Annotated in this window: 24 protein-coding genes; 9 read left to right on the top strand and 15 right to left on the bottom strand. The window is 67.4% G+C overall.

Annotation, left to right across the window (positions count from 1 at the left end):
* Window positions 1-2 precede the first annotated feature (2 nt).
* From I5803_RS05320 to I5803_RS05330, 3 genes are read right to left on the bottom strand one after another with little or no spacing between them, the layout of a single operon-like run.
* Window positions 3-989: a Bug family tripartite tricarboxylate transporter substrate binding protein gene (locus I5803_RS05320; RefSeq protein ID WP_196985353.1), complete on the bottom strand. Its 987-nt coding sequence runs from the start codon at window positions 987-989 to the stop codon at window positions 3-5.
* A gap of 31 nt (window positions 990-1,020) precedes the next feature.
* Window positions 1,021-2,310 (bottom strand): malonyl-CoA decarboxylase, encoded by a 1,290-nt coding sequence (locus I5803_RS05325; RefSeq protein ID WP_196985354.1) that lies wholly within the window; start codon window positions 2,308-2,310, stop codon window positions 1,021-1,023.
* The gene (locus I5803_RS05330) at window positions 2,307-2,975 is read right to left on the bottom strand and encodes a GntR family transcriptional regulator (RefSeq protein WP_196985355.1); all 669 of its coding nucleotides are present in this window, start codon (window positions 2,973-2,975) and stop codon (window positions 2,307-2,309) included. The genes I5803_RS05325 and I5803_RS05330 overlap by 4 nt, the downstream gene beginning before the upstream one ends.
* A 222-nt stretch (window positions 2,976-3,197) precedes the next feature.
* On the opposite strand from I5803_RS05330, the gene I5803_RS05335 reads away from it, so the two are divergent.
* The 6 genes from I5803_RS05335 to I5803_RS05360 are packed head-to-tail and all read left to right on the top strand — an operon-like array spanning window position 3,198 to window position 9,360.
* Window positions 3,198-3,917, top strand: coding sequence for a DUF1028 domain-containing protein (locus I5803_RS05335; protein WP_196985356.1), 720 nt, complete (start codon window positions 3,198-3,200; stop codon window positions 3,915-3,917).
* Complete coding sequence (locus I5803_RS05340; protein ID WP_196985357.1) at window positions 3,914-4,933, top strand: ABC transporter ATP-binding protein; 1,020 nt, start codon at window positions 3,914-3,916, stop codon at window positions 4,931-4,933. The genes I5803_RS05335 and I5803_RS05340 overlap by 4 nt, the downstream gene beginning before the upstream one ends.
* Window positions 4,930-5,994 (top strand): ABC transporter ATP-binding protein, encoded by a 1,065-nt coding sequence (locus I5803_RS05345; protein ID WP_196985358.1) that lies wholly within the window; start codon window positions 4,930-4,932, stop codon window positions 5,992-5,994. Before I5803_RS05340 ends, I5803_RS05345 begins: the two co-directional genes overlap by 4 nt.
* A gap of 28 nt (window positions 5,995-6,022) precedes the next feature.
* A complete protein-coding gene (locus I5803_RS05350; RefSeq protein WP_196985359.1) occupies window positions 6,023-7,522 on the top strand; it encodes an ABC transporter substrate-binding protein in 1,500 nt (499 codons plus the stop codon).
* Between the two features lie 16 nt (window positions 7,523-7,538).
* Window positions 7,539-8,480, top strand: coding sequence for an ABC transporter permease (locus I5803_RS05355; protein ID WP_196985360.1), 942 nt, complete (start codon window positions 7,539-7,541; stop codon window positions 8,478-8,480).
* 4 nt (window positions 8,481-8,484) lie between these two features.
* Complete coding sequence (locus I5803_RS05360) at window positions 8,485-9,360, top strand: ABC transporter permease (protein WP_196985361.1); 876 nt, start codon at window positions 8,485-8,487, stop codon at window positions 9,358-9,360.
* Between the two features lie 180 nt (window positions 9,361-9,540).
* Here I5803_RS05360 and lgt read toward each other — a convergent pair whose 3' ends face one another.
* Both lgt and I5803_RS05370 read right to left on the bottom strand, forming a co-directional pair.
* Entirely contained in the window at window positions 9,541-10,365 is an 825-nt protein-coding gene (gene lgt, locus I5803_RS05365) for a prolipoprotein diacylglyceryl transferase (protein WP_196985362.1), read from the bottom strand.
* A 52-nt stretch (window positions 10,366-10,417) separates the two neighbouring features.
* The gene (locus I5803_RS05370) at window positions 10,418-11,344 is read right to left on the bottom strand and encodes a LysR family transcriptional regulator (RefSeq protein ID WP_196985363.1); all 927 of its coding nucleotides are present in this window, start codon (window positions 11,342-11,344) and stop codon (window positions 10,418-10,420) included.
* 96 nt (window positions 11,345-11,440) lie between these two features.
* Here I5803_RS05370 and ilvD point away from each other — a divergent pair, with 96 nt between their 5' ends.
* Window positions 11,441-13,135, top strand: coding sequence for a dihydroxy-acid dehydratase (gene ilvD / locus I5803_RS05375; RefSeq protein WP_196985364.1), 1,695 nt, complete (start codon window positions 11,441-11,443; stop codon window positions 13,133-13,135).
* A gap of 7 nt (window positions 13,136-13,142) precedes the next feature.
* Here ilvD and I5803_RS05380 read toward each other — a convergent pair whose 3' ends face one another.
* The gene (locus I5803_RS05380; protein WP_196985365.1) at window positions 13,143-13,385 is read right to left on the bottom strand and encodes a TIGR04438 family Trp-rich protein; all 243 of its coding nucleotides are present in this window, start codon (window positions 13,383-13,385) and stop codon (window positions 13,143-13,145) included.
* 94 nt (window positions 13,386-13,479) lie between these two features.
* Between I5803_RS05380 and I5803_RS05385 the strand changes: the two genes are divergently transcribed.
* Window positions 13,480-13,782, top strand: coding sequence for a c-type cytochrome (locus I5803_RS05385; RefSeq protein ID WP_196985366.1), 303 nt, complete (start codon window positions 13,480-13,482; stop codon window positions 13,780-13,782).
* Window positions 13,783-13,952: 170 nt separating this feature from the next.
* On the opposite strand, the gene acs is transcribed toward I5803_RS05385, so the two are convergent.
* Window positions 13,953-15,941, bottom strand: a complete 1,989-nt coding sequence (gene acs / locus I5803_RS05390) for an acetate--CoA ligase (protein ID WP_196985367.1) — start codon at window positions 15,939-15,941, stop codon at window positions 13,953-13,955.
* A 142-nt stretch (window positions 15,942-16,083) separates the two neighbouring features.
* Here acs and I5803_RS05395 point away from each other — a divergent pair, with 142 nt between their 5' ends.
* On the top strand, window positions 16,084-16,698 hold the full coding sequence (locus I5803_RS05395) for a YqhA family protein (protein WP_196985368.1): 615 nt from the start codon (window positions 16,084-16,086) through the stop codon (window positions 16,696-16,698).
* On the opposite strand, the gene I5803_RS05400 is transcribed toward I5803_RS05395, so the two are convergent.
* The 8 genes from I5803_RS05400 to I5803_RS05435 form a co-directional block, all read right to left on the bottom strand.
* Window positions 16,695-17,555 carry a hypothetical protein gene (locus tag I5803_RS05400; protein ID WP_196985369.1) on the bottom strand — a complete coding sequence of 287 codons (861 nt, stop codon included), beginning with the start codon at window positions 17,553-17,555 and terminating at the stop codon, window positions 16,695-16,697. The genes I5803_RS05395 and I5803_RS05400 overlap by 4 nt on opposite strands.
* A gap of 11 nt (window positions 17,556-17,566) precedes the next feature.
* Complete coding sequence (locus I5803_RS05405) at window positions 17,567-18,580, bottom strand: PdxA family dehydrogenase (RefSeq protein WP_196985370.1); 1,014 nt, start codon at window positions 18,578-18,580, stop codon at window positions 17,567-17,569.
* The gene (locus tag I5803_RS05410) at window positions 18,577-19,992 is read right to left on the bottom strand and encodes an MmgE/PrpD family protein (protein WP_196985371.1); all 1,416 of its coding nucleotides are present in this window, start codon (window positions 19,990-19,992) and stop codon (window positions 18,577-18,579) included. The genes I5803_RS05405 and I5803_RS05410 overlap by 4 nt, the downstream gene beginning before the upstream one ends.
* Window positions 19,993-20,035: 43 nt before the next feature.
* The gene (locus tag I5803_RS05415; protein WP_231402340.1) at window positions 20,036-21,145 is read right to left on the bottom strand and encodes an ABC transporter ATP-binding protein; all 1,110 of its coding nucleotides are present in this window, start codon (window positions 21,143-21,145) and stop codon (window positions 20,036-20,038) included.
* The gene (locus I5803_RS05420; protein WP_196985372.1) at window positions 21,142-22,869 is read right to left on the bottom strand and encodes an ABC transporter permease; all 1,728 of its coding nucleotides are present in this window, start codon (window positions 22,867-22,869) and stop codon (window positions 21,142-21,144) included. Before I5803_RS05420 ends, I5803_RS05415 begins: the two co-directional genes overlap by 4 nt.
* A 4-nt stretch (window positions 22,870-22,873) precedes the next feature.
* Window positions 22,874-23,917, bottom strand: coding sequence for an ABC transporter substrate-binding protein (locus I5803_RS05425; RefSeq protein ID WP_196985373.1), 1,044 nt, complete (start codon window positions 23,915-23,917; stop codon window positions 22,874-22,876).
* Between the two features lie 124 nt (window positions 23,918-24,041).
* Complete coding sequence (gene fumC / locus I5803_RS05430; RefSeq protein WP_196985374.1) at window positions 24,042-25,433, bottom strand: class II fumarate hydratase; 1,392 nt, start codon at window positions 25,431-25,433, stop codon at window positions 24,042-24,044.
* Between the two features lie 20 nt (window positions 25,434-25,453).
* A complete protein-coding gene (locus I5803_RS05435) occupies window positions 25,454-25,921 on the bottom strand; it encodes a tetratricopeptide repeat protein (RefSeq protein WP_231402577.1) in 468 nt (155 codons plus the stop codon).
* Window positions 25,922-25,923 lie beyond the last annotated feature (2 nt).

Here is a 25,923-nt window from a genome sequence, read left to right on the forward strand (position 1 = left end):
GTTCAGTCCAGCTTCGCGCCGGATGCCTTGACCACCGCCGACCATCGCTTGATTTCCGCGCTGACGAAGGCGCCGTACTGCTGCTGCGTCATGGTCGGGAAATCCGCGCCGTTGTTGGCCCATATTGCCTTGAGCTCTTCCGTGTTCACCGCCTTGCGCATCTCGTCGACGATGTGCGCCTGGATGTCCGCGGGCGTGCCCTTGGGCGTCCACAGACCGTACCACGTGGTGACGTTGTAATCCGGCAAGCCCACTTCGGCGGCGCAGGGCACGTCGGGGAAGGCCGGGTTGCGCTTCGGGCCCGCGACCATGAGCGCGCGGATGCGCCCGCCCTTGATGTGCGCGGACGACGAACCCAGGCCGTCGAACATCATGTCCACGTTGCCCGAGATGAGGTCCTGCAGCGCCGGGCCCGCGCCGCGATACGGGATGTGCGTGATGAAGGTCTTGGTCTGCTGCTTGAAGAGCTCGCCCGCGAGGTGGTGCGAGGTGCCGCTGCCGGCCGAGCCGTAGTTGTAGCGGCCCGGGTTCTTGCGCATCAGCTCCAGGAAGCTCTTGAAGTCCCTGGCATCGACGCGGCGCGGGTTCACCACCAGCACCTGCGGCACGCTGGCCAGGAGCAGCAGGGGCGCGAAGTCCTTCTCCAGGTCGTAGTCGAGCTTGGGGTACATCGAAGGCGCGATGGTGTGGTGCACGGCACCCATGAAGAGGCCGTAGCCATCCGGCGCATAGCGCGAGGCCACGCTCGCGCCGACGGTGCCGCCCGCGCCGCCCTTGTTCTCGATGATGAGCTGCTTGCCCGTCTGCCTGGAGAACTGCGCCGAGAGCGGCCGCGCGAAGGCGTCGGTGCCGCCGCCCGCGGGAAAGGGCACGACCATGATGACGGGCTTGTTCGGCCACCCGGATTGCGCGCGCGCCAGGGGGCTCAGGACGACGGCGCTCGCGGCGCCGGCGCGCAGCACGTCGCGCCGTGTGAAACGGTGATCCATGGGGTTGTCTCCTTTGTTATGGATGCCTGGGTCAAAAATACAGGTCTTCGATGTCGCCAGAAATCGGGATTTGTCCCTGCGCCAGCATGGTGCGGTGTTTGTCGAGGCGCCGCAGGTCATACAAATAGTTGACCATGAGGCCGTAAGACTGCTTGAGGCCCTTGGGAGACGGGTCTCCCGCCCAATTGAGCCGCTCCACGCGCGCGCCGTTGCCCAGGTGGAAGCGCGCCACCGCATCCAGCGGCTTGCCGTCGTTCGTCTCCTTGCCCAGGTACTGCGCAGCCCAGCCCAGCAATGCGGTGCGCACGGGCGATTTCGGGCCGAGTTCGAGCGGGTTGTCCAGCGCTTCGAGCAATTTCGCGGGCGCGGCCTTCTGCATCCAGGCCCGCAGGCCGGGGATCGGCGACAGCGTCGCGAAGGTCTTGAGCCGCGGGAATTCAGCCTTCAGGGTTTCCACGACGCGCTTGATCAGCGAATCGCCGAAGCTCACGCCGCGCAGGCCCGTCTGCGTGTTGCTGATGGAATAGAAGATCGCCGTCGTCGCCTTCGCGAGGTCGCTGGGCGCCGCGCCTTCGTCCAGCAGCGGCGTGATGCTGGACGCCATGCTGTCCATCAGCGCAACTTCCACGAAGATCAGCGGCTCGTCCGGGAGGCTCGGGTGGAAGAAGCCATAGCAGCGCCTGTCGCTGTCCAGCCGGTTCTTCACGTCGGCCCAGCTGCGGATGTCGTGCACCGCCTCGTACTTGATCAACTTTTCCACGAGCGACGCGGGCGAGTCCCAGCTGATGCGCCGCAGGTCGAGGAAAGCGACGTCGAACCAGGTGGAGAACATGTACTCCATCTCGACGTCCAGCGCGCGCAGGCGCCGGTCGGACTTGAGCTGGGGCTGCATCTCCGCGCGCATGTCCACGAGGAAGCGGATGCCGCCGGGCGCGGCGCTGAACCGTTGCAGCAGGCGGCGGCGCGGCGACACGGTCGCGCGGCGGAACAGCACTTCGGCCGCCGCTTCGTCGGGCGTGCCCACGGCCGCCGCGTACTGCGCCTGCGCGCGCTTGACCTGCTCGGGGTCGGCGGTGAACTGCTCGCTCATGAGCAGCCACATGTCCTGCCGCTGGGCCGGCGAGGCCTGCGCATACCACCGCATCACGCCTTCGGCCTGGCGACCGCCCTCCACTTCGCTCACCGACGCCTCGATGACGGCCTGCAGCTCCGTCAACGTGCGGCGCAACACGCGCGGCGACAGCGCCTCGGCATGCCGGCGCAACGTGGCCTTCAGGCGCTCGCGCGTGGAGCGGGGTTCGGCGTGCTCGAGGATGCTCATGGCGCGAGCCTTGATTTCTGGTTGCGGGCCAGTTCGCGCAACGCGCCGCGCTGGCGGGTCAGGTGGGTGCGCATCGCGGCTTCCGCGCCTTCCGGGTCGCGGGCCTTGAGCGCGGCGAAGACGGCCATGTGCTCCGACAGGCTCTGGTCGAGCCGCCCCGGCGCATGGAGCTGCTGCAGGCGCGCGAGCTTGACGATCTTGCGCAGGTCCCCGATCACCTGCGCAAGCCAGGGGTTGCCGGCCAGCGCGATGATCGCCTCGTGAATGGTGAAGTTCGCGGCGTAGTAGTCGTTGATGCGCCTGGCCTTCGCGTGGCGCTGCAGCTTGTCGTGCAGGGCTTCCAGCGCTTCGAGGTCGGCGTCCGTCGCCTGCGCGGCGGCTTCGCGCGCGCACTCGCCTTCCAGCAGGGCGATCACGGGAAAGATCTGGTCCAGGTCCTGCTCCGTCACCTCGTTCACGAAGCAGCCGCGCCGCGGCTCGTGGCGCACCAGGCCCTCGGCCGTGAGAACCTTCAGCGCCTCTCGCAATGGCGTGCGGGAGATCTCCATCTGCTCCGCCAGGTGCACCTCATCCAGGAAGCTGCCCGGCAGCAGCTCCCCCGCAAAGATGCGGTCGCGCAGCTGCGCGGCGACTTCGGCGTGGAGGGAGTTCTGGACGAGGCGCATGGATAATTTTCTGTAATTACAGATAATTATAGACATCGCCAAGCCGCGCGCAAGCCCTTTTCGCGGGCCGCGCCGTCTAGTTAGCAGGCTAACGATTTCCCGGCCTTTCCCCCATGCGCGGCTGGCTCGTTTCGTGCTAAAACCAGCGCATCACCAAGCGCGCCACCGAGCGCGCTCCCTGCCGGGCTCCCGCCCGGCGCGGCGGCACACGAAAGCATTCTCATGACCTGGTCGATCATCGCGCGCGACGCCTCGGGCGCACTGGGCATCGCGATTGCCAGCCGCTTCTTCGCGGTGGGCGCGCTGTGCCCGCACATCCGCAGCGGCGTGGGCGCGGTCGCGACGCAGGCCCTCGTCAATCCGATGTACGGTCCGCAGGTGCTCGATGCACTCGAAGAGGGCCTCACGCCCCAACAGGCGATCGAGCGCGTCACTGCCGCCGACGAAGGCCGCGACCTGCGCCAGGTGCACGTCGTCGATGCGCAAGGCCGCACGGCGCAGTACACCGGCAAGACCTGCGTGGAATGGTGCGGGCACACGCAAGGAGACGGTTTCTCGGTCGCGGGCAACATGCTCGCAGGCGCCGCGGTGATCGCTGACACGGCGCAGGCGTTCCGCGAGAACGACGCCCTGCCCTTCGCGGAACGGCTCATCGCCGCGCTCGCGGCCGGGGAAGGCGCGGGCGGCGACAAGCGCGGCAAGCAGGCGGCCGCCGTGCTCATCTACACGACGGAGTCCTATTGCGCGCTGGACCTGCGCGTGGACGACCACGAGGAGCCGATGCAGGAGCTGCGCCGGCTCTACGACAAGAGCCTGGAACGCTTCCAGCCCTTCACCGCCTGCCTGCCCTCGCTCGCGCGCCCCGCGGGCATCACGGATCGCGCGGTGATCGAGGCCGAAGTCGAACGCTTCCACGCACGCCGCAGCGGCGCCATCCAATGAGCGCCCTGCTGGAAGTCGAAGGCCTGCGCACCAGCTTCAGGCTGGAGGAAGGCGGCGAGTTCGATGCGGTGGACGGCATCAGCTTTTCCGTCGAGACGGGCCGCACGCTGGGCATCGTGGGCGAGTCGGGTTGCGGCAAGAGCGTCACCTCGCTGTCCATCATGGGGCTGCTGCCCAAGGGGCAGGGGCGCATCAGCGCCGGTTCGGTGCGCTTCGAAGGCAGGGACCTCGCGACGCTCGCGCCCGACGAGATGCGCGGCCTGCGCGGCAACCGCATGGCGATGATCTTCCAGGAGCCGATGACCTCGCTCAACCCGGCGTTCACCATCGGCGACCAGCTGGTCGAAGGCATCCGCGTGCACCGGAACATGACGGCGCAGGAAGCGCGCGCGCATGCGATCGAGATGCTGCGGCGCGTGCGCATCCCATCTCCCGAGCAGCGCATCGACGAGTACCCGCACAAGCTGTCGGGCGGCATGCGCCAGCGCGTGATGATCGCGATGGCGCTCGCCTGCGAGCCGAAGTTGCTGATCGCCGACGAGCCGACCACGGCGCTGGACGTGACGATCCAGGCACAGGTGCTCGACCTGATGCGCACGCTGCGCGAAGAGACGGGCACGGCGATCATCCTCATCACGCACGACCTGGGCGTCGTCGCCGAGCTGGCGGACGACGTGGTGGTGATGTATTCGGGCCGCATCGTGGAGCGCGCGCCCGTTCGCCGCCTGTTCGCGCATCCGCAGCATCCCTATACGATCGGCCTGCTCGGCTCCATCCCGAGCATGCACCAGTCGCAGGCGCGCCTGCATGCGATCAGCGGGCAGGTGCCCACGCCGATGACGCGCGTGCAAGGCTGCCGCTTCGCGCCGCGCTGCCCCTTCGCGATCGACAAGTGCCGTGCCGAAGTCCCGCCCCTGTTCGACCTCGGCGACGGCCAGGAGGCCGCGTGCTGGCGCGCGCCGCTGGAAGTGGCGCTCGGCTTCGCGGACACACCGGCCGTGCGGGAGATGGCATGACGGCCCTGCTGCGCGCCGACAACCTGGTGAAGCACTTCCCCGTGCAAAAGCGCATGTTCGGCAAGGCGACCGAGGTGGTGCATGCGGTCGATGGCGTGAGCTTCGAGCTCAACGCCGGCGAAACGATGGCGCTGGTCGGTGAATCCGGCTGCGGCAAATCCACGGTGGGCCGGCTCGTGCTGCGCCTGCTGGAGCCGACGTCGGGCAAGGTCTGGTTCGCGGGCGAAGACCTCACGGCCCTGCCGCCGCAGGAGATGCGCGCGAAGCGGCGCGAGCTGCAGATGATCTTCCAGGACCCGTACTCGTCGCTCAACCCGCGCATGACGGTGGAGCAGACGCTGGTCGAGCCCTTGCGCCTGCATGGGCTGTCGCCGGGGAAGCATCACGAGCGCGCGGCGGAGTTGATGGACCTCGTCGGGCTCGCGCCGCAATACCTGCAGCGCTTCCCGCATGAATTCTCCGGCGGGCAGCGCCAGCGCATCGGCATCGCGCGTGCGCTCGCGGTGCAGCCCCGGCTCGTCGTCTGCGACGAACCCGTCTCGGCGCTGGACGTGTCCATCCAGGCGCAGATCGTCAACCTGCTGCAGGATTTGCAGCGGCGGCTCGGCCTCGCCTATGTCTTCATCGCGCACGACCTGGCGGTGGTCAAGCACATCGCCTCGCATGTGGCGGTGATGTACCTCGGGCACATTGTCGAGTATGCGGACAAGCGCAGCCTGTTCGCGAGCCCGCGGCATCCGTACACGCAGGCGCTGTTGTCGGCGATTCCCTTGCCGGAGCCCGACGCGAAGCGCGAACGCGTGCTGCTGCAGGGAGACGTGCCCAATCCGATCCACCCGCCTTCGGGCTGCCGGTTTCGCACACGCTGCCCGTACGTGCGGGAGCGGTGCGCGCAGGAGGTGCCGGTGCTGCGCAGCGAGGGGAGCCATTCGGTGGCTTGTCATTTCTGGGAAGAGATTGCGCCGCCCGCGCGCGCGAACGAGGCGCGGGCGGTGAACGAACGGCTGGTACGGCTGCAATCCGCATTCCGTACGACAGGGTTGGAGACAGAGACGGTTTGATCGACGTGAAGCTTGAAAGGAAAACATCATGAACAGCAGATTGGTGATGACGCTGGTGCTGGCGGCCGCCGCATCCGGCGCGCAGGCGCAGACCTTGCGCATCGGCCTCGCCGAGGACCCGGACGTGCTCGACCCTTCGCTCGCGCGAAGCTTCGTCGGGCGCATCGTGTTCTCGTCGCTGTGCGACAAGCTCGTGGACATCGACGAGAAGCTCAACATCGTCCCGCAACTCGCGACCTCCTGGCAGTGGTCGCCCGACAACAAGGCGCTGACGATGAAGCTACGCCCGGGCGTCACCTTCCATGACGGCGAGAAGTTCGACGCCGCGGCGGTGAAGTACAACATCGAGCGCCATAAAACCATCGCGGGCTCCAACCGCCGCGGCGAACTGCTGCCGGTCTCCACCGTGGACGTGGTGGACGACATGACGGTGCGCCTGAACCTCACCGCGCCCTTCTCGCCCCTGCTCACCGTGCTGGCCGACCGCGCCGGCATGATGGTCTCGCCCAAGGCGGCGCAGGCGAACCCGGCCAACTTCGGCAGCAAGCCGGTGTGCTCGGGCCCCTTCAAGTTCGTGGAGCGCATTGCCCAGGACAAGATCACGCTGGAGCGCTACGCCAACTACTGGAACAAGGCCGAAATCCATTTCGACAAGGTGACCTTCCAGCCGATCGTGGACGCGACGGTGCGCCTCGCAAACCTGCGCTCAGGCCAGCTCGACTTCATCGAGCGCGTGGCTCCCGCCGACGTCGCCTCGATCAAGAAGGACCCTAAGCTGTCCATTGCACGCATCACCGAGCTGGGGTACCAGGGCATCACGATCAACACGGGCAAGAGCGACCTCGCGCAGAAGAACCCGCTGGGCAAGGACCCGCGCGTGCGCGAAGCCTTCGAGCTCTCGCTCGACCGCGCCGGCATCGTGAAGGTCGCGATGGATGGCGAGGCGGAAGTGGGCAACCAGTGGGTGCCGCCGAGCAACAGTTTCTACGCGCGCAACGTGCCGGTGCCCAAGCGCGACGTCGCGCGCGCCAAGCAGTTGCTCAAGGAAGCGGGCGTGACCAACCCGACGTTCACCTTGATGACGCCGACGACGTCCGACGCGCAGCGCCTCGCGCAGGTGGTGCAGGCGATGGCGAAGGAAGCGGGCTTTGACGTGAAGATCCAGGCGACGGAGTTCGCGACCTCGCTGAACCTCGCGGACAAGGGCCAGTTCGATGCGTACATCCTCGCGTGGAGCGGGCGCGCCGATCCGGACGGCAACCTCTTCAGCTTCTACGGCTGCAAGCAGCCGCTGAACTACAGCGGCGAGTGCCGCGCCAACTGGGACGACCTGCTCAACCGCTCGCGCACCTCGCTCGCCCCGGCCGAACGCATCAAGGTGTTCGCGACGATGGCGGCCGAAGCGGCGAAGGAGCGCCCGATCATCTACCTGTACCACCGCAACTGGCTGTGGGCATACAACAAGAAGGTGACGGGCCTGCGCACGGTGCCCGACGGGCTGATCCGCGTCCAGGGCCTGAAGATGTAAGCCGGTCCACGCTCGCATGTCCAAGTATTTCCTGCGGCGCCTGGCCGCCATCATCCCCACGATCTTCTTCGTGTCGGTGATCATCTTCGGGCTGCAGCAGCTGCTGCCCGGGGATGCGGCGCAGATCCTCGCCGGGGAAGACCAGGACCCGCAGGTCGTCGCCTACCTGCGCCAGAAGATGCACCTGGACCAGCCCTTCCCCGTGCGCTATGCCTACTGGATCTCCGGTGTGGCGCATGGCGACCTGGGCGAATCGCTGCGCATCCAGGAGCCGGTGCTGGGCCTCATCCTGCAGAAGCTGCCGGTGACGCTGGAGCTCGCGGCCATCGCGATGCTGATCGCCCTCGTGATCGGCATTCCGGCGGGCATCGTGTCGGCGGTCGGCAAGGACACCGCGTGGGACTACGCGGCGAACGTCGTGGCGTTGTGGGGCTTGTCCACGCCCAATTTCTGGCTGGGCATCCTGATGATCCTGCTGTTCTCCGTGCAGCTCGGGTGGCTGCCCGCGTCGGGCTACGTGAGCCCCTTCGAGGATTTGCGCGGCAACCTCGCCGCGATGATCATGCCGGCCTTCGTGCTGGGCAACGCCATCGCCGCGGTGCTGATGCGGCACACGCGCAGCGCGATGCTGCAGGTGCTCAACGCCGACTACGTGCGCACGGCGCGCGCCAAGGGCCTGGACGAGCGCACCGTGGTGCTCAAGCATGCGCTGCGCAACGCGCTGACCCCCATCATCACGCTCGGCGCGCTGGAGTTCGGCACGCTCCTCTCGGGCGCGGTGCTCACCGAGCAGGTGTTTTCGATCCCCGGCTTCGGCAAGCTGATCGTCGACGCGGTGTTCAACCGCGACTACGCGGTGGTGCAAGGCGTCGTGCTCTTCACCTCCACCGTGTACATCGTGCTGAACCTGCTGGCGGATCTGGCGTATTTCCTCGTCAACCCGCGGCTGAGAGGCTGATGCGATGAGCGCCGTCCTCGACCCGGTGGTGATGGAACGCGGGCCTACGCCCGCACGCCGCGCATGGCGGCGCCTGCTGCGGCGGCGCGGGGCGATGCTGGGCCTGGGCTTCGTGGTCTTCTTCGTGCTGCTCGCGCTGCTCGCGCCGTGGATCGCGCCGCACGACCCGATGGCGACGAGCTGGAGCGCCGTGCGCAAGGCGCCGAGCGCCGAATACTGGTTCGGCACCGACGAGATCGGCCGGGACGTGCTTTCGCGCGTGGTGTGGGGTGCGCGCGCGTCGCTCTCGGCGGGCTTGGTGTCCGTGTGCATCTCGATGGCGCTGGGCGTCCCGATCGGCTTGCTCGCGGCGTACGTGGGCGGCTGGACGGACGGCCTGATCTCGCGCTTCACCGACTCCATGCTCGCGGTGCCCTTCCTCATCCTGGCCATCGCGCTCGCCGCGTTCCTCGGCCCGAGCCTCACCAACGCGATGATCGCGATCGGCGTGTCGGCCACGCCGATCTTCATCCGTCTCACGCGCGCACAGGTGCTGGCAGTGAAGGTGGAGGACTACATCGAAGCCGCGCGCGCCGTGGGCAATCCGCACTGGCGCATCGCATTGCGGCACATCCTGCCCAATGTGTTGCCGCCGCTGATCGTGCAGTCGACGCTGGCGATCGCGGCCGCGGTGATCGCGGAAGCGAGCCTGTCATTCCTGGGCCTGGGCCAGCAGCCTCCCGCGCCCAGCTGGGGCAGCATGCTCAACACCGCGAAGAACTTCGTGGACGACGCGCCGTGGATGGCGGTGTGGCCAGGGGTGTCGATCTTCCTGCTCGTGCTGTCGTTCAACCTGCTGGGCGACGGACTGCGGGACGCACTGGATCCGAAGCACAAGTGAAAAATCGGGCGCTCCAGATGTCTCTTTGAACGCAGAGGACGCAAAGGTCTCGCAGAGGACGCGGAGAATTCATCAAGAAAATTCAAAGGAAATTCTTCTCTTAAATTCCTTCGGTATTCCTCTGCGCCCTCTGCGAATCCTCTGCGTCCTCTGCGTTCAAAAATCCGGTGAACGCCGCTATCACGCCACGCGCGCGGGCCGTCGTCCAAACCACACCCACAAGCCGGCGCCGATGACGATCATCGGCACGCACAGCCACTGGCCCATCGACAGCCCCGTGGACTGCTGCAGCCACACCAGGTGCGCATCCGGCTCCCGGAAGAATTCCGCGATGAAGCGGAACACGCCGTAGCCGAACAGGAAGGCCGCGGCCACCTGCCCCTGCCGGCGCTCCTTGCGCGCGTAGATCCACAGCAGGATGAACAGCAGCAAGCCCTCCATCAGGAACTGGTAGACCTGCGAGGGATGGCGCGGGATCAGCGAGCCGCTCTGGGGGAACACCATCGCCCAGGGCAGCGACGGATCCGCCGCGCGGCCCCATAGTTCGCCATTGATGAAGTTGCCCACGCGCCCGGCCGCGAGGCCCGGCGGCACGCAGGGCGCGACCAGGTCCATCACCTGCCAGAACGGCTTGCCACGCGAATGGGCGAACCAGACCTGCGACAGGATCACGCCGAGCATGCCGCCATGAAAGCTCATGCCGCCCTGCCACACGTAGAAGATTTCCAGCGGATGCGAGGCGTAGTAGCCCGGTTTGTAGAACAGGCAGTAGCCCAGCCGACCGCCGAGCACCACGCCGAGCACGCCGAGGAAAAGCATGTCCTCGATGTCCTTGCGCGTCCAGGCGCCGGGGCCGCGGACGGAGACGAAAGGCTCGTGGTGCAGGCGCCGCATCGCGAGCAGCATGAAGAGCCCGAAAGCGGCCAGGTAAGTGAGGCCGTACCAGTGGATGGCGATGGGGCCGAGCTGCAGGGCGACGGGGTTGATCTGTGGGTACTGGAGCATGCGCCGTATTGTGCTGCAAGGCCCGCGCGGCCCGCAGCTCAACCATGCGGCCTCAGGCCGGGTGACGCGAGCCCGTGCGTGCTTTCGCGAACTCGACGAAGCGTTCCAGCGCGGGGTTCGCGCCGTCCGGCCACACGAGGCTGGTCTCGCAGCCCGGCACCTGCTGCGCGTTGCGTCCGCTCACCTGCCGATACGCCACGCCGCTGCGCTGGAACTGCCGCACGCTGTCCGGCACCCAGGCGATGCCCAGCCCGGCGGAAACGAGGTTCACGATGGTCTGCATCTGGATCGCCTCCTGCGTGACCTGCGGCGTGCGGCCTCCGGCGTGGTACATGCCGAAGACGGCGTCGTGCAGAGACGGCACGATGCGCCGCGGAAAGATCACCAGCGGCTCGCGCAGCAGCGCGTCGAACGGCATCGCGCGCGCCTTCGCCAGCAAGTGCGCCTCCGGCAGCGCGACCACGAGCGGCTCGCGCGCGATGCGCAGGTGCTGCAGGCCTGCCGGAACGAAGCCGGGCGAATGGAGCATGAAGCCGGCGTCCACGTCGCCGCGCTCGATGAGCTGGAGTTGCACGTCCCCCGTCGCCTCGATCAGTTCGAACTCCACCTGCGGATGCTCCGCGCGGAAACCACGCACCCATTGCGGCAGGAGGCCGAAGCCCACGGTGGAGACGAAGGCCAGCCGCAGCCGCCCCACTTCCCCATGCGCGGCGGCGCGCGCATGGCCGGGAAGCGCCGACGCGCGCGCCAGCAGGTCGCGCGCGCCGTCGATCAGCGCCTGGCCGGCCGCCGTGAGCCGCACGCTGCGCTTAGTGCGGTCGAACAGGCGCACGCCGAGCTGCTGCTCGAGATTGGCAATCGCCTGGGTCAGCGGGGGCTGGGTCATGTGCAGGCGCAGCGCGGCGCGGCCGAAGTGCAGCTCTTCCGCCACGGCCAGGAACTGCCGCCACAACCGAAGCTCGATCACAGGCTCACTCATATGCCGCACATATTAATACAGCACGAACAAGGGATTGGAAAGAATCACGGGCCCGGCGCATACTGGCGCCCAACGACCCGACCCGAGAGAGACACCATGGACACCAAGACCATCCAGATCAACCGCCGCAGCAAGAACATCACCGAAGGCAAGTCGCGCGCGCCCAACCGCTCGATGTACTACGCCATGGGCTACCAGGAGGGCGACTTCAAGAAGCCGATGGTCGGCGTGGCGAACGGCCACAGCACGATCACGCCCTGCAATAGCGGCCTGCAGAAGCTCGCCGACGCGGCCGTGGCGGGCATCGAGGAAGCGGGCGGCAACGCGCAGATCTTCGGCACGCCCACCATCTCGGACGGCATGGCGATGGGCACGGAGGGCATGAAGTACTCCCTCGTGAGCCGCGAAGTGATCTCCGACTGCGTCGAGACCTGCGTGCAGGGCCAGTGGATGGACGGCGTGCTGGTGGTCGGCGGCTGCGACAAGAACATGCCCGGCGGCCTCATGGGCATGCTGCGCGCGAACGTGCCTGCGATCTACGTGTACGGCGGCACCATCCTGCCCGGCCACTACAAGGGCCAGGACCTGAACATCGTGAGCGTATTCGAGGCCGTGGGCCAGAACGCCGCGGGCAACATGAGCGATGAAGACCTGCGCGAGATCGAGATGCGGGCCATTCCGGGGACGGGCTCCTGCGGCGGCATGTACACCGCGAACACGATGTCGTCGGCCTTCGAGGCGCTGGGCATCTCCCTGCCCTATTCCTCCACCATGGCGAACCCGCACGACGAGAAGACGAATTCGGCGAAGGAATCGGCGAAGGTGCTGGTCGAGGCGATCAGGAAGGACATCAAGCCGCGCGACATCGTCACGCGCAAGGCGATCGAGAACGCCGTCGCCGTCATCATGGCCACCGGCGGTTCCACCAATGCGGTGCTGCACTTCCTGGCGATCGCGCACGCGGCCGAAGTGGAATGGACCATCGACGACTTCGAGCGCGTGCGCCAGAAGACGCCGGTGCTATGCGACCTCAAGCCCAGCGGCAAGTACCTCGCGGTGGACCTTCACAAGGCCGGCGGCATCCCGCAGGTCATGAAGATCCTGCTGAAGGCCGGCCTGCTGCACGGCGACTGCATCACCATCACCGGCCAGACGATCGCCGAAGTGCTGAAGGACGTGCCGGACGAACCTCGCGCCGACCAGGACGTGATCCGCCCGATCAACAAGCCGATGTACGAACACGGCCACCTGGCGATCCTCAAGGGCAACCTGTCGCCGGAAGGCGCGGTCGCGAAGATCACGGGATTGAAGAACCCCGTCATCACCGGCCCCGCGCGCGTGTTCGACGACGAGCAGTCGGCGCTCAAGGCGATCCTCGACGGCAAGATCGTCGCGGGCGACGTGATGGTGCTGCGCTACCTCGGCCCCAAGGGCGGTCCGGGCATGCCGGAGATGCTGGCGCCGACCGGCGCGCTGATCGGCGCGGGCCTGGGCGAGAGCGTGGGCCTGATCACCGACGGCCGCTTCTCGGGCGGCACCTGGGGCATGGTCGTGGGCCACGTGGCACCGGAAGCCGCGGCGGGCGGGACGATCGCCTTCGTGAACGAAGGCGACTCGATCACCATCGACGCGCACCAGCTGAAGCTGGAGCTGAACGTGCCGGATGCCGAGATCGCCAAGCGCCGCGCGGCTTGGACGGCGCCGGCGCCGCGTTACACACGTGGCGTGCAGGCGAAGTTCGCGTTCAACGCGGCGAGCGCCAGCAAGGGCGCCGTGCTGGACAACTACTGAGCCGGGCTTACTTGCGCTTCTTGGGCAGCATGCCCAGGCTGGCGCGGCTCTTGTCGATGCGCGCCTGCTTGCGGGCGTTCTCTTTCTCGACCGCCTTTTTCTTGGTGTAGCCGGACCAGTCCGCCCACGCCCACCACGCGACGGCGAGGCCGAAGGGCGAGAGCACGACCCACCAGTCCCACAGGGCAACGGGGCCGATCTCCATGTACTTCATGATGAGCAACAGGATGCCGAGGCCGAGGAAAAGCATGGGGTATCTCCGAACGAAAGGGGGTGCCGCACAGGGGTCAACGGCGCTCACTACAATGGCGTTGAAGACTGTAACCCAACTCGAAGGACCGACAATGAAACGTGCCCTGTTCGCCCTCGCCGCCGCCGCGGCGTGCGTTCCCGCGATGGCCGACCTGGCCCTCGCGACCAGCAAGAACTGCATGGCCTGCCACGCCGTCGACAAGAAGCTCGTAGGCCCCGCCTACAAGGACGTCGCCGCCAAGTACGCCGGCCAGAAGGACGCCGCGGACAAGCTGGCCGTGAAGATCCAGAAAGGCGGCTCCGGCGTCTGGGGCCCCGTGCCCATGCCCGCGAACACGCAGGTGAATGAGGCGGAAGCCAAGAAGCTCGCCGCCTGGGTGCTGACGCAGAAGTAACTCCGGTTCGACACGACGAAAGGCCCGCGACATGCGGGCCTTTTTTATGGACGCAGAATTCGCGGAAGTGACGCAGAAGGAAGACAAGAAGAATTCAAAACAAATTCCTGTGGTTCTTTTCTGGGCTTCCTTCTGCGTCACCTCTGCGAATTCTGCGTCCAAAGAAATCCTCAGAGCTTCTCCGCCAACTGCTCCAGGATCGCCGGGTTTTCCAGCGTCGACGTGTCCTGCGTGATCGCCTCGCCCTTCGCGATGGACCGCAGCAACCTGCGCATGATCTTGCCGCTGCGCGTCTTGGGCAGGTTGTCGCCGAAGCGGATGTCCTTGGGCTTGGCGATCGGGCCGATCTCCTTGGCCACCCAGTTGCGCAGCTCCGTCGCGATCTGCTTCGCCTCGTCGCCCGTGGGCCGCGAGCGCTTGAGCACCACGAACGCGCAGACCGCTTCGCCCGTCAGGTCATCGGGGCGCCCGACCACGGCCGCTTCCGCGACAAGGTCGGTCTTGGAGACGAGCGCCGACTCGATCTCCATCGTCCCGAGCCGGTGGCCCGACACGTTGAGCACGTCGTCGATGCGGCCGGTGATGCGGAAGTAGCCGTTCTCCTTGTTGCGCACCGCGCCGTCGCCGGCGAGGTACAGCTTGCCGCCCATCTCCTCGGGGAAATAGCTCTTCTTGAAGCGCTCCGGGTCGTTCCAGATCGTGCGGATCATCGACGGCCAGGGGCGCTTGATCACCAGCATGCCGCCCGCGCCGTTCGGGATGTCGTGGCCCGCCTCGTCCACGATCGCGGCCATGATGCCCGGCAGCGGCAGCGTGCAGGAGCCCGGCACCGTCGGCGTCGCGCCCGGCAGCGGCGTGATCACGTGGCCGCCGGTTTCCGTCTGCCAGAAGGTGTCCACGATCGGGCAGCGCTCGCCGCCCACGTTCTTGTGGTACCACATCCACGCTTCGGGGTTGATCGGCTCGCCCACCGTTCCGAGGATGCGCAGGCTCGAGAGGTCGTAGCGCTTCGGGTGGATCTTCTCGTCGCCTTCCGCCGCCTTGATCAGCGAGCGGATCGCGGTGGGCGCCGTGTAGAACACCGTCACCTTGTGCTTCTGGATCATCTCCCAGAAGCGGCCCGCGTTCGGGTAGGTGGGGATGCCCTCGAAGATCACCTGCGTCGCGCCCGCGGCGAGCGGTCCGTATGCCACGTAGGTGTGGCCGGTGATCCAGCCGATGTCCGCGGTGCACCAGAAGACGTCGGTGGACTTGATGTCGAAGGTCCAGTCCATCGTGAGCTTGGCCCACAGCAGGTAGCCGCCGGTGGAGTGCTGCACCCCCTTGGGCTTGCCGGTGGAGCCGGACGTATAGAGGATGAAGAGCGGGTGCTCCGCGTTCACCGGCTCGGGCTTGCACTCGCCGGACTGGCCCTGCAGCATCTCGGTGAAGGTCTTGTCGCGTCCCGCGACCATGTTGCAGGCCGTGGGCGTGCGCATGAACACGAGCACGCTCTTGAGCGTGTCGCAGCCGCCCATCGCGATGCCTTCGTCCACGATGGACTTGAGCGGAAGCTCCTTGCCGCCGCGCATCTGGAAGTTGGCGGTGATCACCGCGACCGCGCCGGCGTCGATGATCCGCTCGTTCAGCGCCTTGGCGGAGAAGCCGCCGAACACCACGCTGTGCGTCGCGCCGATGCGCGCGCAGGCCTGCATCGCGATCACGCCTTCCACCGTCATCGGCATGTACACGATGACGCGGTCGCCCTTCCTGATGCCCTGCGCCTTCAGCGCGTTGGCGAACTGGCTCACGCGGCCGAGCAGTTCCTTGTAGGTGATCTTCGTGACGGCGCCGTCGTCGGCCTCGAAGATGATCGCCGTCTTGTTCTCGACCGCGGTGCCCATGTGCTTGTCCAGGCAGTTGGCCGAGGCATTGAGCTCGCCGTCGTGGAACCACTTGTAGAAGGGCGCGTTCGACTCGTCGAGCGTCTTCGTGAAGGGCTTCGTCCACACGATGTTGTCCCGGGCGTGGCGCGCCCAGAAGCCTTCGAGATCCTTCTCCGCTTCCTTGCACAGCGCCTCGTACGCCGGCATGCCCGAGATGCGCGCGCCCTTCATGGCGGCGTCGGACGGGGGGAAGACCCGGTTTTCGACCAGGACCGACTCGATGTTGTTGCTCATGGTTCTTGTCTCCGCGATCAGTTGGACTGGCCGGTAATGTCAGGCATACCACTTACATCGCACTGACGCGCACCGGACCGGGGGGCACGCGCCAATTTACTCCCAACCGGCGGGCCCTGCCGGATATCTACAATCGCGCACGATGCTCGATACACCACCCCCCCACACCCCGAAGGTCGCCTCCCCGTTGCGGCCCCTGCCCGGCCTCATCTTCGCGAGCCGCTGGCTGCAGCTGCCGCTCTACCTCGGCCTGATCGCCGCGCAGGCCGTCTACGTCTTCCACTTCTGGGTGGAACTGGTCCACCTGCTGGAGGCCGCGTTCGGCAGCCAGGACGCGCTGCAGAAGCTGATCACCAGCATCGGCTACAAGCAGACGGTGGCGATCACCTCGCTGAACGAGACGGTGATCATGCTGGTGGTGCTCGCGCTCATCGACGTGGTGATGATCTCCAACCTGCTGATCATGGTCATCGTGGGCGGCTACGAGACCTTCGTGAGCCGCATGAACCTCGAGGGCCACCCCGACCAGCCGGAGTGGCTGAGCCACGTGAATGCGTCGGTGCTGAAGGTGAAGCTCGCGACGGCGATCATCGGCATCTCGTCGATCCACCTGCTCAAGACCTTCATCAACGCGGACAACTACTCCGACCGCGTGCTGATCGCGCAGACGGCGATCCACATCACCTTCCTGCTGTCGGCCATCGCGATCGCCTACACCGACAAGATCATGTCGGGGATCGCCGAGCGCAGGCACTAGTCGCGCGCTTCGAGCGGGGCCGGGCCCTCCCACTGCACCACCTTCCCGCCGTCGAAGGACCAGTTTTCCTTCACCGGGTGGAACAGCAGGGGCCCGTTGCCCCGGTGCATGAATTCCCCGCGCGAGATCGGCGGGCGCCAGCGCATCGTCGCCTGGATCGGCAGGATCGGGCACGGGTTCTGGCTCTGGCCCACGTAGCACGGGAGGGTCGCGCGCAGGTCCTGGATGGTGAAGCCCTGGCGCACCAGCAGGGTGGGAATGAGCACCTCGAAGTGCCCGCTCCACCCGCGCCGGTGCGCGCCCTCCACGGCGTCCAGCGCCGGCCTGGAAATGCGGAACACCGGGAAGAAGCCCTTGTACAGGGCGTCGTCCTTCAACTCCACCTCCACCGGCACGGTGAGCGAGCGCCACCAGGTCCAGGTGGGCCATTCGCCGTGGCGATGGATGTGGGTGACCAGCAGCGGGGCCGGGTTCTCGCGGTAGGCCGACATGAAGGCCTGCCAGTGCCCGCGGTACTCCACGTCCGACTCGACCTGCCAGTACCACGCGTACGGCTTGCCGCGTGCGAACCACATGAGCGGGAAATGGGTGTTGGCCAGGATGTGCGAGCGGCCGAAGTAGCCCCAGCCGAGGTCGCCCGGCAGCTTCCGGTCGTCGAACGGGACCAGCGCCCCGGCCAGGTCCCGGGACTGCAGGAAGGCCGTCCACTGCTGCCGGACCGGCCCCTGGTCGTCGTGCAGCAGGACGAAGCAATCGGCGAAGGCGCCGAGTTCCCTGCGCAGGCGGAGGAAGCGCTGGCCGATCGCCTCGCCCCACTGGTGGGCGAGGAACACGACGGCTGTGTCGGGGAGCGCCATGGGCGCCGAGCTTACCCCGTTGCAGCCATCCGTGCAGCAGCCATCCGCGCCGCGATGCGCAGCGCGCTCTCCAGGGCGCCGGTGTCGGCCTTGCCCTGGCCGACGATGTCGAAGGCCGTGCCGTGCGCGGGCGTCGTGAACACGGTCTTGAGGCCCGCCGTGACGGTGACGCCCTTGTTGAAGCCGAGCAGCTTGGTCGCGATCTGCCCCTGGTCGTGGTACATCATCACGACGCCGTCGTACTCGCCCTTGAGCGCCTTCAGGAAGATCACGTCGGACGACACGGGCCCCACGCAGCCGATGCCTTCGCCGCGCAGCCGCTCCACGGTGGGGCGAATGATGGTGATCTCCTCGTCGCCGAAGAGGCCGCCCTCCCCGCCGTGCGGGTTGAGCGCGGCCACCGCGATGCGCGGGGCCGCGACGCCGTTGGCGCGCAAGGTGGTGTCGGCCAGGCGCACGGCGGCCGTGATGCGGTCCGGCGAGATCATGTTCACGGCTTCGCGCAGCGAGACGTGGGACGTCACGCGGAAGGTCGCGAACTCCTTGATGACGTTCATCTCGCCGAAGAAGCCTTCATGGCGCGTCAGCGCGGCGAACATCTGGTGCTCGTCGTGGTACTTCCAGCCGCCGCGATGCAGCGCCGCCTTGTTCAGCGGCGCGAAGCAGATGCCCTGCAGCTCCCCGGCCAGCGCAAGGTCGATCATGTGCTTGAGCGTCTCGCCGGTGAGCCGGCCCGACTCGGGCGAGAGCTCGCCGCGCGGGAGGGTGGCGGGGTCGATGTTGCCGAGGTCCACCACCGGGATTTCCGGGCGGGACCAGTCGATGTCGCGCACGGCGCCGTAGGTGCGCCATTCGGGCTTCACCCCCGCGTCGGCGCAGCCCATCTCCAGCACCCGCGCATCGCCGATCACCGCGATGCGCGCGGCGTCCTTCAACGCACCCGCCGCCAGCAGCTTCGCGCTGATCTCCGGGCCGATGCCCGTCATGTCGCCCAGCATCAGGCCGAGGATGGGCAGGCCGCTCATCGCGTGAGCGCCGCCATCAGCTTGTCGATGGAAGGCAGCGTCTCCAGTTCGCGCACCATGGCGACGACCGACTCCGCCTGCTTCTCCGGGAACTTCGCATAGGCGGCGTTCTCCCGGAACTTGTTGGCGACTTCCTCGTAGCTCATCGGATCGGCCGGGCTGCCCTTGCCGAAGTCCGACCGGCCGGAGATCTTGCGGCCGTCCGCCATCTCGATGTCGATGATCGTGGTCATCTTGTGATAGCCCGCCGCCTCGGCGTCCTTGTCCACGACGAAGTCGATCTTCTCGATCATCGCCTTCACGTCGGGGCGCAGCACGACCTCGTCGGTGAATTCGCCCAGGCCCGCGCGGCCCTCGAGCAAGAGGATCGCCATGCAGAATTCCATGGAGAACTTGGCCTGCAGCTCGTTGGTCGGCCGGTGGTGGATCAGCGCGTTGGGCATGTTGTGGTTGGTGCCGACGCGCACGCGCACGACGTCCTTGGCCTGGATCTGGTTCGCACGGATCAGGCGCAGCATCTCCGTCATGCCGGGATGCGTGAGCGAGCCGGACGGATGCGGCTTGATCGACACGCCCGGGTCCGCCATGGTCCAGGGCTGGCCGAGCTTGCCGGCGATCGCATTCGCATCGTAGCCGCCGCCAGCCGCGCTGAAAAAGCCGCGCGGCGCTTCGAGGATCTTGTCCGTCGCCGTCCAGCCGTACATCGCGAACTGCGCGGCGGCCACGCCGCTCTCCGATGCGCGGCCCGCATGGAAGGGCTTGGTCATCGTGCCGAAGTTCTCGCGCAGGCCCGCCGACTGGCTGCCGGCAATCGACAAGGCACGACAGGTCTGCTCCACGTCGAGCCCCAGCAGCTTCGATGCCGCGGCGGCGGCGGCAAACGTGCCGCAGGTGGCCGTGGCATGGAAGCCCGTCTGGTAATGGCGCGGGTTGATCGCCTCGGCGATCTTGCACTCGACCTCCACGCCGAGGTGGTAGGCGAGCATCGCCGCGGCGCCGTTCGCCTTCTGCAGCTCCGCCACGGCCAGCGCGGCGGGGAGCGCCGGCGCGGTGGGATGCGTGAGCAGGCCGTACACGCGATCGGTGGCGACGGCCAGCTGCGTGTCGTCGTAGTCGTCGGCGTGGATGCCCACGCCATTGGCGAACGCGGCGAAGCGCGGCGCGACCTTGCGGTCCGTGCCGATCACCGTCGCGGCCCCCTGCCCCAGGCCGAGGTCGTCGAAGTGGCGGCGGACCATGCCGCCCAGCGGCGTGGCGCCCCCGGACAATGCGAGGCCCAGCCCGTCGAGGATCGACTTCTTGCCGAGCGCCACGACATCCTGCGGCAGGTCCTGCAGTTTCGCGCCGCAGATGAACTCCGCGACATAGCGCGTCAGGTGGTCGCCGGGTTTGCGCGATTCGGTGGATGACATGGGCTGGTTTCCTTGGGTTGCGTTGTCGTTCGAAATCGGGGCGTCAGCGCGCAAGCGCGCGGCAATGCTCGGGCGGGAAGTGCAGCCACACCGCGTCGCCGGCGTCGAAGCGCACGTCGACCGGCGTGACGGCGCGGACGGTGTCGCCGTTCGCAAGGGTGACGAGGTAGTCGCGGTGCGCGCCCAGGTACACGTGCCGCGCGACGGTACCCGCCATCCCGTTGACCTGCCCGCCGCCCGCGGCCGCGGCCGCGAGCTGCACGTCGTGATGCCGCACGGAGACGCTGGTGTCGCCCTGTTGCGCGAAGTCGCCGCTCGCGCAGCGCAGCACCAGCCCGCCGCCGCATTCGACGGACCCGGCGCCGTTCGCGCGGCCCTTGAAGACGTTGGTGCCGCCTATGAAGCGGGCGACGAATTCGGTGAGCGGCCGCTGGTAGATGTCTTCCGGCGTTCCCGCCTGCTCGATCGCGCCCTGGTTCATCACGACGATGAGGTCGGCGGTCGTCATCGCCTCGGCCTGGTCGTGCGTGACGTAGACGGTGGTGTAGCGGAACTTGTCGTGCAGGCGGCGGATCTCGAAGCGCATCTCCTCGCGCAGGTTGGCGTCGAGGTTGGAGAGCGGCTCGTCGAGCAGAAGCGTCTCCGGCTCGATCACCAGCGCGCGCGCCAGCGACACGCGCTGCTGCTGCCCGCCGGAGAGCTCGCCCGGGTAGCGCTGCGCGAGCTGCTCGAGGTGCGTCGCCGCGAGGATGGTGTCGGTTCGGCGCGCGATCTCGTCCTTCGGGAGGCTGCGCAGGCGCAGGCCGTAGGCGACGTTCTCGTACACCGTCATGTGCGGCCAGAGCGCGTAGCTCTGGAAGATCATCGACATGTTGCGCCGCTCGGGCGCGTCGCTGCCTTCGGGCGAGGACACGCGCCGCCCGCCCACCAGGATCTCGCCGGCGTCGGGCTGCGCGAAGCCCGCGATGAGCCGCAGCGTCGTCGTCTTGCCGCAGCCCGAGGGCCCCAGCAGGCACACCAGCTGCCCCTTGCCGATCGACAGCGAGATGCCGTCGACCACGGGCACGCCGGCGTATCGCTTGGTGAGGCCCTTCAGCTCCAAACCCATGGGGTCGCTCCTGCTCTTGGTTGTCGTGTCGGTCGGCGCGCTCATCGGAGGCCCACCATGCGTTGGCCGCCCAGCACCGGCAGGCGGTTGGCGATGAAGACGATGGTGAACGACACCGCGAGCAGCATGATGCCCAGCACGGAAATCGCGCCCAGGTCGCCGCTCTCGTTCAGGTCGTAGATGATCACGGAGACGAGCTTGGTGTTGGCGGTCGTGAGCAGGATGGTCGCGGACAGCTCGCGGATCGTGCCGATGAAGACGAAGCACCAGGTCGCGATCACGCTCGTGCGCAGCAGCGGCGCGGTGATGCGGCGCAAGGTCGCGAGCCGGCTCGCGCCGAGGATGCGGCTCGCTTCCTCCAGCTCGGGGTGGATGCCGTGGAACGCCGCGGACATCTGCTGGTAGCCCGCCGGCATCTCGATGGTGAGGAAGGCGATCAGCAGGATCCACAGCGTGCCGTACAGCATGAGCTGGGGGTGCGAATAGGTGAGGAACACGCCGACGCCCAGCACGATGCCCGGGATCGCGACCGGCGCGGTGGCGAGCATGCCGAGCAGCTTCGCGCCGCGCGAGGAATTGCGCGAGACGATGTACGCCGTCACCAGCGCGATCGCGGTGCCGAGGGTCGCGGTGAGGAAGCCGAGCAGGAAGGTGTTGCGCATCGCGAGCTTCGTCGCGGAGAACTCGAAGAACACGAATTCGAAGTTGTGCAGCGTAATCGTGGACCACGTGAGCGGGTCCGACACCTTGCGCGTGAGCGACGCCTTCAGCAGCGCGGCATAGGGCAGCAGCACGGTGAGCGACAGCACGATCACGGCGAAGGCGATTGCGGCCGGCATCCACTTGCCCAGCGCCGTCAGCCGTGCCTCGCCGTTCTTGCCGCCCAGCACCGTATAGCCCTTGCGGCCGAGTATCCAGGCCTTGCCCTGCAGCAGCAGCACGGTGATCAGCAGCAGCGGCAGCGCCGCCGCGGCGGCGAGCCCCGGTTTGGGCGGGAACTGGAACAGGCTCCAGATCTTCGTCGTGATCACGTGAAAGCCCGCCGGCAGCGCAAGGATCGCGGGCGAGCCGAACATCGTGAGCGCCTGCAGGATCGCGATCAGCGAGCCCGCGAGCATCGCAGGCAGCACCAGCGGGATGGTGATGCGGCGCAGCGTCGTCATCGCACGGCCGCCCAGGATGGAAGAGGCGTCCTCCAAATCGGAGGGCACGCGGTCGAGCCCGTTGGCGACCAGCGTGAAGACGTACGGGAAGGTGTAGCAGGAGATCGCGAACACCAGCCCTTCGAAGGTATAGATGTCCACGAGGTGCGCGTCGGACTCGGCGCCCGTCATGTAGCGATACAGCACGTTGATGAGGCCGCTGTTGGGCGCCGCGAGGATTTCCCAGGCGATCGCGCCGAGGAACGGCGGCGTCACGAAGGACGCCGTCACCAGCGCGCGCACGACGCGGCGGCCCGGCAGGTCCGTGCGGGACACGAGCCAGGCGAGCGGCGTCGCGATCGCGCAGGACAGCACGCCCACGCCCAGCGCCATGCCGATGGCGACCACGAAGGGCTTGCGCATCGTCGCGTCGGTGAGCAGGCTCGCGAAGTTCGCGAGCGTGAAGGCGCCGTTCTTGTCGACGAGGCTGTAGTACAGCAGCCAGCCGAGCGGCAGCAGCACCAGCGCCGCCAGCACCGCGACGAGCAGCACGAACGCCGGGCGGAAGAGGTCGAGTCGAAAGGCGGGCGCGGGTGCGGGGGAGCTGGCGGCGAGCGCGTCTGCCATCGCCTCAGGTTCCGAAATATTCTTCGTACTTCTTCTTGATCGTCTCGACCTGGCTCTCCAGCGCGGCGGCATCCGGGTTCAGCAGCTTGATCTGCGAGAGCGGCGTGCGCCCGGCCTTCTCCTTCACTTCCTGGTGGAAGGAGCGCAGGCCGCCGACGTCGCTGTTGGCCTGCTGCGCTTCACGGGTGAACATGAAGTGATAGAACAGGCGCGCGGCGTTCGGATTGGGCGCGTTCTTGAGCAGGGCCGCATTGCCGACGACGAGCGAACTGCCTTCCGTCGCGTAGACAGGCTCGATCGGCTCGCCCGCTTCCTTGAGCAGGAAGACGTTGTACTCGTTGCCGTCGGCCATCACGGCGCGCTCGCCCAGCGCCAGTTTCTTCGGCGGCTCGGTGGACGACTGCACCTGCATCACCTTCTGCTTGCCGAGCTTTTCGAAGTAGCCCCAGCCCAGCGCCTGCGACAGCGCCTGCGTGTCCGTCATGATCGTGCCGCTGTAGCCCGGGTGCGCCTTCACGAGCTTGCCCTGCCACTTCGGGTTGAGCAGGTCCGCGTGGCTCTTGGGTGCGTCGGCCTTCTGCACCAGCTTGGTGTTGTACGCGATGATGGAGAGGTGCGCGCGGTAGACGGCGAACTGCCCGTCGGGGTCGCGCTGATCCTTGGGCCAGTACTTCGCGACGTCGCTCGGCACGGCCGGCTGCAGCCAGCCGTTCTTCTTGAAGTGGATGAAGTGCACGGCGTCGGAGGTCTCGATGACGTCCACCGCGTGGATCTTGCTGCCGTATTCCTGGTTGATGCGCTGGAAGAGGCGCTCGGCGCCCGCGCGTTCGACCTGCACCTTGATGCCGGGGTACTTGGCCTCGAACGCGCTCGCGAGCTTCTCGGCGACCTTCACGTCGGTCGCGGAATACCAGACGACCTTGCCTTCCTTGGTGGCCGCGGCCACCAGCTGGGGGGTCGCGTCATAGGGGGCCGGGGCTTGCGCCGCGCCCGTCAACGGAATCAGCGCGGCAGCGACCAGCGCTGCGACGGCGAACTTTCCTCGCATGGCATGTCTCCTCAGGTGGCGGTCAGTTTGAACCTCAACGCATTCTGGGAGTGCCGAGTCAAAGTGTCAACAGTTCAAGCCATAGAGTAAACACCGAGGACTTAAGGAAACGGCCGCGCGGGATTTAGGACTTCCTGCCGACCATGTCCTGCGCGCGTACCCATTGGTCGAACTGCTCCCCGGTGACGTGACCCGACGCGACGGCCGCCTCGCGCAGGCTGGTGCCCTCCTTGTGCGCCTTCTTGGCGATCTGCGCGGCCTTGTCGTAGCCGATGTGCGGGTTGAGCGCCGTGACGAGCATCAGCGAGCGGTCCACCAGCTCCGCGATGCGATCGCGGTTGGCGGTGATTCCCACCGCGCAGTGGTCGTTGAAGCTGCGCATGCCGTCGGCCAGGAGGCGCACGCTCTGCATGAAGTTGTGCGCGATCATCGGGCGGAACACGTTCAGCTCGAAGTTGCCCGACGCCCCGCCGAAATTGATGGCGACGTCGTTGCCAAAGACTTGGCAGCACAGCATCGTCACCGCTTCGCTCTGCGTGGGGTTGACCTTGCCGGGCATGATGGAGGACCCCGGTTCGTTCTCGGGGATGGACAGCTCGCCGATGCCGCTGCGGGGTCCGCTGGCCAGCCAGCGCACGTCGTTCGCGATCTTCATCATGCCGGCCGCGAGCGTCTTGAGCGCGCCGTGTGCGTTGACGAGCGCATCGGCCGCCGCCATCACCTCGAACTTGTTGGGCGCTGTGACGAAAGGCAAGCCCGTGAGGCGCGCGAGTTCGGCCGCCGCCTTCTCCGCGTACCCATCGGGTGCGTTCAGGCCCGTGCCCACGGCGGTGCCACCCAACGCCAGTTCGCACAGGTGCGGCAGCGTGGCGTGCAGGTGGCGGTCCGCCTGTTCCAGCTGCGCGGCGTAGCCCGAGAACTCCTGGCCGAGCGTGAGCGGCGTCGCGTCCTGCAGATGCGTGCGGCCGATCTTCACGACGTCCCGGAACTCTTCCGCTTTGCCCGCGAGGGTCGCCTTGAGCTTCATCAGCGAGGGCTGCAGCTTGTTGCGGATGCCGTCCACGGCCGCGATGTGCATGGCGGTGGGAAACACGTCATTGGACGACTGGCTCTTGTTCACGTCGTCGTTGGGATGCACCAGGCGCCCTTCCCCGCGCTCGCCGCCCAAAAGCTCGCTCGCGCGGTTCGCCAGGACCTCGTTGACGTTCATGTTGGTCTGCGTGCCCGAGCCGGTCTGCCAGACCACGAGCGGGAATTCATCGTCGTGCTCGCCGCGCAGCACTTCGTCCGCGGCGGCGATGATGGCGGACGCCTTCTTGTCGTCCATCAAGCCCATGAGGTGGTTGACGACGGCGGACGAGCGCTTGATCTGCACCAGTGCGCGAATGATCTCCTTCGGCTGCCGCTCGCCGGAGATGTCGAAGTTCTGCAGCGAGCGCTGCGTCTGCGCGCCCCAGAGGCGGTCCGAGGGAACTTCGATCGGGCCGAAGGTGTCTTTTTCGATGCGGGTGTTCATGGTGCTGTCCGGAATGGGGATCAGCGTTGTGTACCACGAACCCGATACTCGGCAATTGCTTTTTCAAGGTCGCGCTGCTCTTCGCAGGACAGCAGGCAGATCGAGCGCAGCGCGGCCAGGTGGCGCTCGGCCGCCGGCAGGTCGCCCACCATCAGGTACGCCTCGCCGATGTACTCGTGCGCGCCGCGGTGCCGCGGCTCGATCTGCAGCGCGCGGCGGTAGTGCTCGAAGGCCTTGTCGAACTGCCTGAGCTTGCGATGCGCGAAGCCCAGCTCGTTGTGCACATCCGCGCTGTCCGGGAAGCGCTTGAGCGCCTGCTGCAGGCGCGGGACGGCCGCTGCCGCATCGCCGGCTTGCAGCGCGGCGCGAGCGGCCGTGTAGTCCGCGTCGGCGAGCAGGGCTTCATCGTCGCCGTCGCCGCTCGGCGCCGCGCGCGGCCCCCACGCCGCGACGGCCAGGCCCAGCGCCACGAAGCCGCGCCGCAGCATCG

This window comes from Caenimonas aquaedulcis, assembly GCF_015831345.1.
Taxonomy (GTDB): Bacteria; Pseudomonadota; Gammaproteobacteria; order Burkholderiales; family Burkholderiaceae_C; genus Ramlibacter; species Ramlibacter aquaedulcis.

What these genes read in the sequence shown, in the direction of transcription:
- I5803_RS05380 (WP_196985365.1), bottom strand. Translation starts at nt 13,385, where the DNA reads ATGCTTTTCCTCGGCCTCGGCATCCTGTTGCTCATCATGAAGTACATG.
- I5803_RS05405 (WP_196985370.1), bottom strand. Translation starts at nt 18,580, where the DNA reads ATGAGCGGCCTGCCCATCCTCGGCCTGATGCTGGGCGACATGACGGGC.
- ilvD (WP_196985364.1), top strand. Translation starts at nt 11,441, where the DNA reads ATGGACACCAAGACCATCCAGATCAACCGCCGCAGCAAGAACATCACC.
- I5803_RS05370 (WP_196985363.1), bottom strand. Translation starts at nt 11,344, where the DNA reads ATGAGTGAGCCTGTGATCGAGCTTCGGTTGTGGCGGCAGTTCCTGGCC.
- I5803_RS05360 (WP_196985361.1), top strand. Translation starts at nt 8,485, where the DNA reads ATGAGCGCCGTCCTCGACCCGGTGGTGATGGAACGCGGGCCTACGCCC.
- I5803_RS05385 (WP_196985366.1), top strand. Translation starts at nt 13,480, where the DNA reads ATGAAACGTGCCCTGTTCGCCCTCGCCGCCGCCGCGGCGTGCGTTCCC.
- I5803_RS05350 (WP_196985359.1), top strand. Translation starts at nt 6,023, where the DNA reads ATGAACAGCAGATTGGTGATGACGCTGGTGCTGGCGGCCGCCGCATCC.
- I5803_RS05340 (WP_196985357.1), top strand. Translation starts at nt 3,914, where the DNA reads ATGAGCGCCCTGCTGGAAGTCGAAGGCCTGCGCACCAGCTTCAGGCTG.
- I5803_RS05425 (WP_196985373.1), bottom strand. Translation starts at nt 23,917, where the DNA reads ATGCGAGGAAAGTTCGCCGTCGCAGCGCTGGTCGCTGCCGCGCTGATT.
- I5803_RS05395 (WP_196985368.1), top strand. Translation starts at nt 16,084, where the DNA reads ATGCTCGATACACCACCCCCCCACACCCCGAAGGTCGCCTCCCCGTTG.
- I5803_RS05325 (WP_196985354.1), bottom strand. Translation starts at nt 2,310, where the DNA reads ATGAGCATCCTCGAGCACGCCGAACCCCGCTCCACGCGCGAGCGCCTG.
- I5803_RS05335 (WP_196985356.1), top strand. Translation starts at nt 3,198, where the DNA reads ATGACCTGGTCGATCATCGCGCGCGACGCCTCGGGCGCACTGGGCATC.
- acs (WP_196985367.1), bottom strand. Translation starts at nt 15,941, where the DNA reads ATGAGCAACAACATCGAGTCGGTCCTGGTCGAAAACCGGGTCTTCCCC.
- lgt (WP_196985362.1), bottom strand. Translation starts at nt 10,365, where the DNA reads ATGCTCCAGTACCCACAGATCAACCCCGTCGCCCTGCAGCTCGGCCCC.
- I5803_RS05435 (WP_231402577.1), bottom strand. Translation starts at nt 25,921, where the DNA reads ATGCTGCGGCGCGGCTTCGTGGCGCTGGGCCTGGCCGTCGCGGCGTGG.
- I5803_RS05415 (WP_231402340.1), bottom strand. Translation starts at nt 21,145, where the DNA reads ATGAGCGCGCCGACCGACACGACAACCAAGAGCAGGAGCGACCCCATG.
- I5803_RS05320 (WP_196985353.1), bottom strand. Translation starts at nt 989, where the DNA reads ATGGATCACCGTTTCACACGGCGCGACGTGCTGCGCGCCGGCGCCGCG.
- I5803_RS05345 (WP_196985358.1), top strand. Translation starts at nt 4,930, where the DNA reads ATGACGGCCCTGCTGCGCGCCGACAACCTGGTGAAGCACTTCCCCGTG.
- I5803_RS05400 (WP_196985369.1), bottom strand. Translation starts at nt 17,555, where the DNA reads ATGGCGCTCCCCGACACAGCCGTCGTGTTCCTCGCCCACCAGTGGGGC.
- I5803_RS05355 (WP_196985360.1), top strand. Translation starts at nt 7,539, where the DNA reads ATGTCCAAGTATTTCCTGCGGCGCCTGGCCGCCATCATCCCCACGATC.
- I5803_RS05410 (WP_196985371.1), bottom strand. Translation starts at nt 19,992, where the DNA reads ATGTCATCCACCGAATCGCGCAAACCCGGCGACCACCTGACGCGCTAT.
- I5803_RS05330 (WP_196985355.1), bottom strand. Translation starts at nt 2,975, where the DNA reads ATGCGCCTCGTCCAGAACTCCCTCCACGCCGAAGTCGCCGCGCAGCTG.
- I5803_RS05420 (WP_196985372.1), bottom strand. Translation starts at nt 22,869, where the DNA reads ATGGCAGACGCGCTCGCCGCCAGCTCCCCCGCACCCGCGCCCGCCTTT.
- fumC (WP_196985374.1), bottom strand. Translation starts at nt 25,433, where the DNA reads ATGAACACCCGCATCGAAAAAGACACCTTCGGCCCGATCGAAGTTCCC.